At 71.5% G+C, this 10,201-nt stretch carries 7 protein-coding genes and 1 pseudogene; 2 read left to right on the forward strand and 6 right to left on the reverse strand.

Going from position 1 to position 10,201, the window contains the following annotated elements; all coding sequences use genetic code 11:
* Nucleotides 1–381, forward strand: a pseudogene (locus EFK10_RS48050) (hypothetical protein); the annotation flags it as partial.
* A 79-nt stretch (nt 382–460) separates the two neighbouring features.
* Here the strand turns inward: EFK10_RS48050 and sucD are convergent.
* From sucD to EFK10_RS36230, 6 genes are all read right to left on the reverse strand, one after another.
* Nucleotides 461–1,345, reverse strand: a complete 885-nt coding sequence (gene sucD / locus EFK10_RS36200; protein WP_127359884.1) for a succinate--CoA ligase subunit alpha — start codon at nt 1,343–1,345, stop codon at nt 461–463.
* A gap of 21 nt (nt 1,346–1,366) precedes the next feature.
* Nucleotides 1,367–2,542 carry an ADP-forming succinate--CoA ligase subunit beta gene (sucC, locus tag EFK10_RS36205; RefSeq protein WP_127359885.1) on the reverse strand — a complete coding sequence of 392 codons (1,176 nt, stop codon included), beginning with the start codon at nt 2,540–2,542 and terminating at the stop codon, nt 1,367–1,369.
* A gap of 270 nt (nt 2,543–2,812) precedes the next feature.
* Nucleotides 2,813–4,231 (reverse strand): zinc ribbon domain-containing protein, encoded by a 1,419-nt coding sequence (locus tag EFK10_RS36210; RefSeq protein WP_127359886.1) that lies wholly within the window; start codon nt 4,229–4,231, stop codon nt 2,813–2,815.
* 506 nt (nt 4,232–4,737) lie between these two features.
* The gene (locus tag EFK10_RS36215; protein ID WP_127359887.1) at nt 4,738–5,904 is read right to left on the reverse strand and encodes a VWA domain-containing protein; all 1,167 of its coding nucleotides are present in this window, start codon (nt 5,902–5,904) and stop codon (nt 4,738–4,740) included.
* Entirely contained in the window at nt 5,901–8,510 is a 2,610-nt protein-coding gene (locus tag EFK10_RS51305) for a DUF5682 family protein (RefSeq protein WP_240677686.1), read from the reverse strand. Before EFK10_RS51305 ends, EFK10_RS36215 begins: the two co-directional genes overlap by 4 nt.
* Nucleotides 8,507–9,595, reverse strand: a complete 1,089-nt coding sequence (locus tag EFK10_RS36230) for an ATP-binding protein (RefSeq protein WP_127359888.1) — start codon at nt 9,593–9,595, stop codon at nt 8,507–8,509. The genes EFK10_RS51305 and EFK10_RS36230 overlap by 4 nt, the downstream gene beginning before the upstream one ends.
* A gap of 165 nt (nt 9,596–9,760) precedes the next feature.
* On the opposite strand from EFK10_RS36230, the gene EFK10_RS36235 reads away from it, so the two are divergent.
* Nucleotides 9,761–10,201 (forward strand): SWIM zinc finger family protein (locus tag EFK10_RS36235; RefSeq protein WP_206305728.1); only part of this gene is annotated, 441 nt, incomplete at its 3' end.

Consider the following 10,201-nt stretch of genomic DNA (forward strand, 5'->3'; position numbering starts at 1 on the left):
GCCGCCCTGCTGCCCGCGCTGCTCCGCGAGGCCCGTACGGCCGGACCGGCGGGGTCCGTGCTGCGGCGCCGCAGCCGGCGCCGGGTACGGCGGCAGACGGCCGGGGCGGTGGGGCTGACGGCGGCCTTCGCGCTGTGGACTGGCGTGATGGCCGTGGCGGACCCGGTGCACCTGATCGCGCCGCCGGCCACGGCCTCCGTATGGGCCCCGGAGCCCCCGGAGCCCCCCGACCGGGCCGTGGCGGCGGAACCGGCCACGGAACCGGCCGCCGAGCCCGCCCCCATACAGCAGGACGCCCCGGAACTGCGCCACGACACGCTGCGGTGCGCGCCGTACGACCGGTGGTGCGGGGCGGTCGTGCCGCGCGAGCCCTTCCCCTGAGGCGTATCGGAGGGAGAAAAAACGGCGGTGGGCCCGCCCCCGAAGGGAAGCGGGCCCACCGCCGTGCGATGAGGCGAGGTCAGCCCTCGAGGATCGCGCGGGCGAGCCGCGCGGTCTCCGACGGGGTCTTGCCGACCTTGACGCCGGCGGCCTCCAGGGCCTCCTTCTTCGCCTGGGCGGTGCCCGACGAACCGGAGACGATGGCGCCCGCGTGGCCCATGGTCTTGCCCTCTGGGGCGGTGAAGCCCGCGACGTAGCCGACGACCGGCTTGGTCACGTTCTTCGCGATGAAGTCCGCCGCCCGCTCCTCCGCGTCGCCGCCGATCTCGCCGATCATGACGATCAGGTCGGTGTCGGGGTCGGCCTCGAAAGCCGCGAGCGCGTCGATGTGGGTGGTGCCGATGACCGGGTCGCCACCGATGCCGACCGCCGACGAGAAGCCGATGTCACGCAGCTCGTACATCATCTGGTAGGTCAGCGTGCCGGACTTCGACACCAGACCGATGCGGCCGGGCTTGGTGATGTCGCCCGGAATGATGCCGGCGTTGGACTGGCCGGGGGTGATCAGGCCGGGGCAGTTCGGACCGATGATGCGGGTCTTGTTGCCCTTGGACTTCGCGTACGCCCAGAAGGCGGCGGAGTCGTGGACCGCGATGCCCTCGGTGATGACGACCGCGAGCGGGATCTCGGCGTCGATCGCCTCGATGACGGCGGCCTTGGCGAAGGCCGGTGGCACGAAGAGGACGGAGACGTTGGCGCCGGTCTTCTCGATCGCCTCGGCGACCGTACCGAAGACGGGTACGTCGGTGCCGTCGAAGTCGACGGAGGTGCCTGCCTTGCGCGGGTTCACGCCGCCGACGATGTTGGTGCCGTCCGCGAGCATGAGCTTGGTGTGCTTCATGCCGGTGGAGCCGGTCATGCCCTGGACGATGACCTTGCTGTCCTTGGTGAGGAAGATAGCCATGGTTGTGGTTTCCCTCGTCCCTTACTTGGCCGCGGCCAGCTCGGCGGCCTTGTCGGCCGCGCCGTCCATGGTGTCCACACGCTGCACGAGCGGGTGGTTGGCGTCGGAGAGAATCTTGCGACCCAGCTCCGCGTTGTTGCCGTCGAGACGGACGACGAGCGGCTTGGTGACCGCCTCGCCCTTGTCCTCGAGCAGCTGCAGGGCCTGGACGATGCCGTTGGCGACCTCGTCACAGGCGGTGATGCCACCGAAGACGTTGACGAAGACGGACTTGACGTCCGGGTCGCCGAGGATGATCTCGAGGCCGTTCGCCATGACCTGGGCGGAGGCGCCGCCGCCGATGTCGAGGAAGTTGGCGGGCTTCACACCGCCGTGCTCCTCACCGGCGTACGCGACGACGTCGAGGGTCGACATGACCAGACCCGCGCCGTTGCCGATGATGCCGACCTCGCCGTCGAGCTTGACGTAGTTGAGGTTCTTGGCCTTGGCCGCGGCCTCGAGCGGGTTCGCCGCGGCGTGGTCGACCAGCGCCTCGTGCTCGGGCTGGCGGAACTCGGCGTTCTCGTCCAGGGAGACCTTGCCGTCGAGCGCGATGACCTTGCCGTCGCCGGTCTTGACCAGCGGGTTGACCTCGACGAGGAGGGCGTCCTCCTCGATGAAGACCTTCCACAGCGTCTTCAGGACGTCGACGATCTGGTCGTGCAGCTCGGGGGCGAACTTCGCCGCCTCGACGATCTCGCGGGCCTTCGCCTCGGTCACGCCCTCGATGGCGTCCACCGGGATCTTGGCGAGCGCGTCGGGGTTCTCCTCGGCGACGACCTCGATCTCGACGCCGCCCTCGACGGAGGCCATGGCGAGGAAGGTGCGGTTGGTGCGGTCAAGGAGGAAGGAGACGTAGTACTCCTCCGCGATGTCGGCGGTCTCCGCCAGCATCACCTTGTGGACCGTGTGGCCCTTGATGTCCATGCCGAGGATCGCCCCGGCCTTGGCCACCGCGTCGGCCGGGTCGGAGGCCAGCTTCACGCCGCCGGCCTTGCCACGGCCACCGACCTTCACCTGAGCCTTGACGACCGCGCGGCCGCCCAGTCGCTCGGCCACCTCGCGCGCCGCCTCAGGCGTGTCGATGACTTCACCGGCCAGCACCGGTACACCGTGCTTGGCGAAGAGGTCCCTCGCCTGGTACTCGAACAGGTCCACGCGCGTCCGTCCTTGGTAATCGCGGGTTCGTCGTTGTCTGCGTGAGCGTGCCGCCACGGGGTCGTCGATCACGTCTTCGTACGATTTTCCTACGTTCGCACGGGGGGCGCACACGTCGGCCGAGCACGCGGCATGTCCGTCTCGCAGGTTATCCCCGTGTGGGGTGCACCGGTAAATCGCAGCTCACACGAGAGCGGTGAGAACGGTCACAGACCAGGCCTGTGAACCTCCCCGGCCTGAAGGCCGGGGCTTCTGTTTTGCGCTGACTGGTCAGGTGGCGTGGACGGGTGTCCGGCCAGCACCCGCAAGGGTGGTGGTGCCGTCTGTCTGGTCGGTGCTGTCTCCTCGTGGTGAGGGGACGACAGCTACGCCCGCGGTGATGCTGCGGGTGGCCCGGTTCGGGGCACTACGCCGTGCTTCCCTGCCCGCCCCCGTACCAGATCGTCCGAGGACGTCCTGGTGGTAGGCGTGCAGTGACCGCTGAAGAGGACTCCAGCCGGGTTGGGCTCGGCGATACATGACCTCCACGCGAAGGTCGGGATCCGGGCGGAACTGCCCGTCGTTGACGGCCAGCGCTTGGATGTTCACGCCGCCCACTGCGTCCCGGTGCAACCGGAACCCGCAGGTGATGTTCCTGCACACGTACTCGCGGCCGCGGACCTTCGTCCGTTCGTTGCACAGCGGGCACGTCTGCGAGGAGTACGCCTCACTGATGTGCTCGAGTACCAGGCCGGTCTTGTACTGCAGGAAGTCGTCCTGCCTGCCGCGGGACCACTGCGACAACTGCTGCCGCGTCGACCTCGACGCGCGCCGCTTCGTGTTGGTGTTCCGCTCGATGCCACGCACGTCTCCGGCGACCAGGCGCACCCCGACGATCGCGTCCGGGCCGGAAATCTCCCGGTGGTGCTTCGTCCACGCGGCATGGACCTCGCGGGTGAACTTCTCAGCTTTAGCTGTGACCTGGTGATCGACGTCGTGCAGACGACGCTCCGTCTTCGCCTCAATCTTCTTCTTCGCCGCGAGCAGTCTGCGGTGTTTGCGGGAGCCGTTCTTGCACCGGGCCATCCGCGACGTGAGTTTCGCGACCGTCTTGTTCCGCTGCCGCTTCGCCGCGCGCCCGCCGCGGCCGTTGATGACCAGCACCGACATGCTGCCGTCGGGCAGCGGTGCGGCGAACGTCATCGGATTGATGATGCCTTCGTCGATCGCCACCGTGACCGTCGGCCGGCCGACGGCCGGCCCCGGGAGTGCGTCACCCGGTGCGGAGTACGCAACATGCAGCGACCACGACCTGGCGTTCCGGTCCCAGCACAACCTGATCTCACCCCAGGACGCCGCAGACACCGGCCTGCCGTCGCGCGAGATAACGTGCGGCATCGGCAGAACAATCCTGCCCCGGCCCCGGCCCAGCGACAGGGCCAGCCGGCCCTCGGGCGTGACCCGCCACCCGAACGTCGCGGTGAACGACAACGGGCGGTACTTCTTCTCCCGCCACGGGGCCCTGGCCTTCAAACCCTGCGCACGGTTCGCCCGGGACGTCGCGACAGCGTCCCACAGGTCGTACGCCACCGCCTGCGCGGTGTGCGCGTGGAACGGCCGCACCTCGGACGGCAGAGACGTCACGAACCGGCGGACGTCCTCCTTGCCTGGACGCTCACCGGCCGTCCACTGGCCGCGCAGCCAGGTCACCGTCTGGTTCCACAAGCCGGCCGCGGCGTGGCACGCCTCATGCGCCCGCGCGTGATCCGTGCGACTGAGCCAGACCGGCACAACCGCCGTCCGCCCGACCAGGCCGGCATCCTTGCGGGCCCGCAGCGACGCCAGACGCGCAGCAACAGCCGGCGGAACAACCCGAGCCTCAGCCCGAACGACACCCTCGACGCCCTCGACGCCCTCCGACACTGCCACGCACCCCCTCACACATCCCGCCCCGACATCCAGGAAAAGCTACAACCCGCAACCGACAACACCCGCCCCACAGGTCAGAGTGACTGCACGTCAGCGCATTATGGGAAGACTACGACCCCCCACTGACAAGCCGACACCGCAACGGGGACCGGCCAGACGACGAAGCGACCTCCGCCGCTGCGCGGCTCCGCTCCGAGGATGAGCTAACCCGGGCGTGAACGCCCGGGCTAGCGCTCAAGAATTCCGGTCAAGCTGAGATGCAGGTGTCAGGTGTGGCGTGTGTGCTGTCAGGTGTCGCTGTCGGGTATCGGCAGCGGGCGCTTCTCGATGGCCGCAGCCATGATCTCCGGGAACAGATCCGGCGTGCAGGCGAAGGCCGGCGCCCCGAGCGCGGCCAGGGCCGCAGCATGCTCCCGGTCGTAGGAGGGCGCACCCTCGTCCGACAGCGCGAGCAACGCCACGAACTGCACGCCGGCCGCCTTCATCGCCGCGACCCGCTTGAGCATCTCGTCGCGAATCCCGCCCTCGTACAAGTCGCTGATCAGGACGACGACGGTCTCGGCGGGCCGAGTGATCAGCGACTGGCAGTACGCGAGGGCCCGGTTGATGTCGGTGCCGCCGCCGAGCTGGGTGCCGAAGAGAACGTCGACCGGGTCGTCGAGCCGGTCGGTCAGATCGACGACCGAGGTGTCGAAGACGACGAGCTTGGTGTCGATGCTCCGCATCGAGGCCAGCACCGCCCCGAAGACCGACGCATAGACGACGGAGGCCGCCATCGACCCGGACTGGTCGATGCAGAGCACGACGTCCTTCTTCACCGCCTGCGACGCCCTGCCGTAGCCGATCAGCCGCTCGGGCACGACCGTCCCGTGCTCGGGCAGAAAGTGCTTCAGATTCGCCCGGATCGTGCGGTCCCAGTCGATGTCGCGGTGCCGGGGGCGGTGCACGCGCGCCGAACGGTCCAGAGCACCGCTCAGCGTCGCCCGCGTCCGGGTGGCGAGCTTCTTCTCCAGGTCGTCGACGACTTTCCGCACCACTGCGCGCGCGGTCTGCTTGGTGGTCTCCGGCATCGCCTTGTGCAGCGAGAGCAGCGTCCCGACCAGGTGGACGTCGGCCTCCACCGCCTCCAGCATCTCCGGCTCCAGCAGGAGCGCGGACAGCCCGAGCCGGTCTATGGCGTCCCGCTGCATCACCTGTACGACCGAGGTGGGGAAGTACGTCCTGATGTCCCCGAGCCAGCGGACCACCTGCGGCGCCGACCCGCCGAGCCCCGCCGACCGCTCCCGGCCCGACGCGCCCCCGCCCTTCGGGTCGCTGCCGTACAGCGCGCCAAGCGTCCTGTCCATCGCCGCGTCCCGCCCGGCCAGTTCATGCCCTGTCCCGTCGGCCGGGCCCCCGCCGAGGACGAGCCGCCAGCGCCGCAGCCGTTCGCCGGCCGCCGTTTCGCCTGTCATGCCATCAACTCCTGTTCCCCCAGCAACAACCTCAACGTCGGCAGCACGGCGTCCGCCCGCCCTTGGTCCAGCCCCGCCCCGAAACCGGCTGTCTCGGCGGCGCCGGGAGCCGTCCTGGTCCCCCTGCGGACCAGCTCACCCACCGTCCTGCGCACCCCGGGCTCGAACTCGGCGAACGTCCGCCGCAGCAACGGCAGTACGTCGTCGAAAGCGCTCGCCGGCACCGACGACAGCCAGCCGTCCACCAGCGCGAGCAGCCGTTCGTCATGGACGAGCAGCATTCCGCCGCCGGCGAGGAAGCCCTCCACCCAGCCGGCCGCGTCCTGCGGCGCCGTCCCCGGCGAGAGCGCCAGTCCCATCAACCGTGCCGCCTTCTCCTCCTCGAGCCGGCCCTCGTCCACCAGCAGCCGGGCCGCCGCCCCGCGCAGAACGCCGGGCACGCCCCGCTCTCGCTGGGCCAGCCCCCGCAGCACGGCCGTCCACCGCTCCCGCAGCGCGGTGTCGGACAGCAGGGCCACCGCGTGGTGGACCGCGCGCACATGCCCACGCATCTCGTCCGCGCCGTCCGGGTCCAGGCCCCCGCAGGCCGGCGGCAGCCCGACGCATATCCGCTCGGCCAGGCCACGCGCGACCTCCTCGAGGGCGGCGGAGTCCGTGCCGCGCACATCGCCGTAGCGCACGGCCCGTACGAGCGCCGGGAGCGCCGCCGCGAGGTGCGCGACATCCGCGTCCAGCGCGGCGCGGTCGGCCAGGACCCGCATGACCGTCGGCAAGGCGTCCGGCAGGCCGGCGAGCAGGCAGCGCTCGGCGAGCCCGGTGACCTCGGCCAGGGCCCGCGCGCCCACCGCGGCCTCCTCGGCCCTGGCTGTGGCCGCCGAGGCGACCGTCGTGCCCCATATACCGGCCTCGGCCACCTGCACCGCGAGTTCGGGCTCCCAGCGCAGCCGCCAGGTCTCGCGGAAGGTCCCGGTCCCGGAGCGGGACGGTATGAGCTCGCCCCAGCCGATGCCCAGTAGCCGCAGCCGGTGCAGCAGACGGCTGCGCCCCGAGTCGATCTCCTTCCGCAGGTCCAGCTCCACCTCCCGTTCCGCCGCCTCGGCCTTCGGGGCCTGGCCGACAGGTCTCCACGGCGTCGCGTGCCTCCCCCAGCCTGGCGCTGGGTGGGGGTCCTCCCCCTGGCTTCGCCGGGGGTACCCCCACCGGCCGAAGGCTGGGGGAGTGCCCCCAGGCACGCGCGCTCGCGGCGTTGTCGTCGGTCGATGACGTCCCCCAGTCTGGTGCTGGGTGGGGGTCCCCCCGGCCGAAGGCTGGGGGAGTGCCCCCAGCGCGTCACTTCCCTCTCCCCCAGCCCTGGCGCTGGTGGGGGTCCCCCCGGACGGAGTCTGGGGGAGTGCCCCCACCGCCTTGCGATCACACGCGCCAGACCCCGCTCCTTCTCCCACGGATACCTGCCGGCCAGGCCCCAGCCTGAGCCGGCGCTGCTCCCGTGCCAGGTCCCGGGCCAGCGGCACCGCCGGGGCGCCGTCCGGCACCTCCCCGAGGACATCGCCGACGATCAGCCGGTCGCGTATGACCGCCAGCGGCACGTCGGACCCGTCGCACATCACGGCGCGGACGGCGTCGGTCGTCTCGGTCAGCCCGGCGAGCGGGCGGCCGCGCATCGCGGCGAGGGTGTCGGCCATCCGCACCGCCTCGATGACGTGGGCCGACGACACCGGCAGGTCCTCCTCCCGCAGCAGCCCGGCGACCCTGGTCATCCAGCGGACGACCGGCCGGTCGGGGGCGGTGAACAGATGCCGGTACCAGCCGGGCGAGGCGATCCCGGCCCCGTATCCGCTCGCCCGTGACAGCCGGCGGTGCGTCCACGGCACCCAGGTGACCTCGGCCTTCACCTTCGGCAGCCCCTTGAGCAGGCCCCGGTCGGCGGTGGCCGTGGTCGACGCGGCCAGCGCCGGGACATGCCACGCACCGCACACCACCGCCACCCGCTCGTGGGCGCGCCGCGCCTCCCGTATCCGCAGCCGCATGTACGCCTCGCGCGGCGCGTCCTGCGGGTGGCCCCCGTCCCCGTACGCCTCTCGCAGCGCCCCCATCGCCGCGCCCAGCACCTCGAAGGCCGCCAGCGGGTCGCCGGCCGCGCGGTGCTCCACGGCGTCCTCCCACCAGCGCTCGGGGTCGTCGTACCCGGCCGTCTCGGCGAGCACGGCGATCGGGTCCACCCGCGCGTCCGGGGTCGTCGCCTCCCCGGGGCCGTCGCCCTCCTCCCTCATCGCCAGCGAATGCGCCGCCGGGAGGTCGATGAAGGTCACCGGCACGTCCCTGGCCAGCGCCCAACGGATCGCCGCCCACTCCGGCGAGAACTCCGCGAACGGCCAGAACCCGGCCCGCGACGGGTCGTCCACCGCGTGCGCCAGCAGCGCGACCGGGGGCCGCATGCCCTCGTCGGCGGCGAGCGCCACCACCGCGTCCGCCTCCGGCGGCCCCTCGATCAGCACGACGCCCGGCTCGTACTGGTCGAGGGCCGCCCGCACCGCCCGGGCAGAGCCCGGCCCGTGGTGCCGTACGCCGAGCAGCGCGGTCGTCGTCGCGGTTGTCGTCGCGGTCATCGGGACACCTCACGGCAGGCCCGGTAGAAGTCCTTCCAGCCGTCCCGCTCGCGGACCACCGTCTCCAGGTACTCCTGCCACACCACCCGGTCCGCCGCCGGATCCCGGATCACCGCACCAAGCAGTCCGGCCGCGACGTCGCCCGCGCGCAGCACCCCGTCGCCGAAGTGCGCCGCCAGGGCAAGGCCGTTGGTCACCACGGAGATCGCCTCCGCCGTGGACAGCGTCCCGGACGGCGACTTCACCTTCGTACGGCCGTCGGCTGTCACTCCCCCGCGCAGCTCACGGAACACCGTGACGACCCGGCGGATCTCCTCGGTGCCCTCCGGCAGCACCGGCAGCTCCAGCGAGCGCCCGAGCTGGCCGACCCGCCGCGAGACGATGTCGACCTCGTCCTCCACCGAGGCGGGCAGCGGCAGCACGACGGTGTTGAAGCGGCGGCGCAGCGCGCTGGACAGGTCGTTGACCCCGCGGTCACGGTCGTTGGCGGTGGCGATGAGGTTGAAGCCGCGCACGGCCTGTGTCTCGCTCCCCAATTCCGGTATCGGCAGGGTCTTCTCGGACAAAATCGTGATCAGGGTGTCCTGCACGTCGGCCGGGATGCGGGTCAGTTCCTCCACCCGCGCGATCCGGCCCTCGGCCATCGCCCGCATGACCGGGCTCGGCACGAGCGCGTCTCGGCTCGGCCCGTTGGTGAGCAACTGCGCATAGTTCCAGCCGTAACGGATGGCCTCCTCAGGGGTGCCGGCCGTGCCCTGGACCAGGAGCGTGGAGTCACCGCTGACCGCCGCTGCCAGATGCTCCGACACCCAGGTCTTGGCCGTGCCCGGCACGCCGAGCAGCAGCAGCGCCCGGTCCGTGGCGAGGGTCGTGACCGCGACCTCGACGATCCGCCGCGGCCCCACGTACTTGGGTGTGATGACGGTGCCGCCCGGCAGCGTCCCGCCGAGCAAATACGTGGCGACCGCCCACGGCGACAGATTCCAGCGGGCCGGGCGCGGCCGGTCGTCGGCGGCCGCGAGGCCCTTGAGTTCATGGGCGAACGCGTCCTCGGCATGCGGCCGGAGCGTGGTGTCGACGGACATAAGTATCCCCCTGTTTCTCGCATGTCGGATGGAACGGACGATCCGTCAGCCCCCGGGGATCTCCGTGGCTTCCAACCATGCATTACGCCACTGACAATCGACCTCGACCGGAGAGGAAGGCCAGGTCAGGGCCGGTTGTCAGTGCTCGGCCTTAGCGTCTTGGGCATGGAGGAAGAGGGACAGCAACGGTGGACGGCGGACCAGGTTCTGGCACTGGCCCCTGACGCTTCGTCACGCAAGGCCGGGGCCAAACTCGCGGCGCCGGCACCCTGGTCCGGCACGGGCGCGGCAGGCCCGGCGGTGTGGGGCTTGTGCGCGGGTAGCGGCAGCAATCCCTACCGCACGGTCATCGACACGGCAGGGCCCGGCTACAAGTGCAGCTGCCCGAGCCGCAAGTTCCCCTGCAAGCACGCGCTCGGGCTGCTGCTGCTGTGGTCGGGCGGCGCGGTCGGCCCCGCCACGCCCGACAGCCCGCCCGACTGGGTGGCCGAGTGGCTCGACGCCCGCCGCAGTCGTGAGTTGGCCACCCAGGATCGCCCCGCAACGGGGGCCGTCGCCGACCCGGCCGCCGCCCGGCAGCGGGCCGAGCGCCGGGCCCAGCGGGTC

Origin of the sequence: Streptomyces soli (assembly GCF_003999195.1) — a bacterium.
Classification (GTDB): domain Bacteria; phylum Actinomycetota; class Actinomycetes; order Streptomycetales; family Streptomycetaceae; genus Actinacidiphila; species Actinacidiphila soli.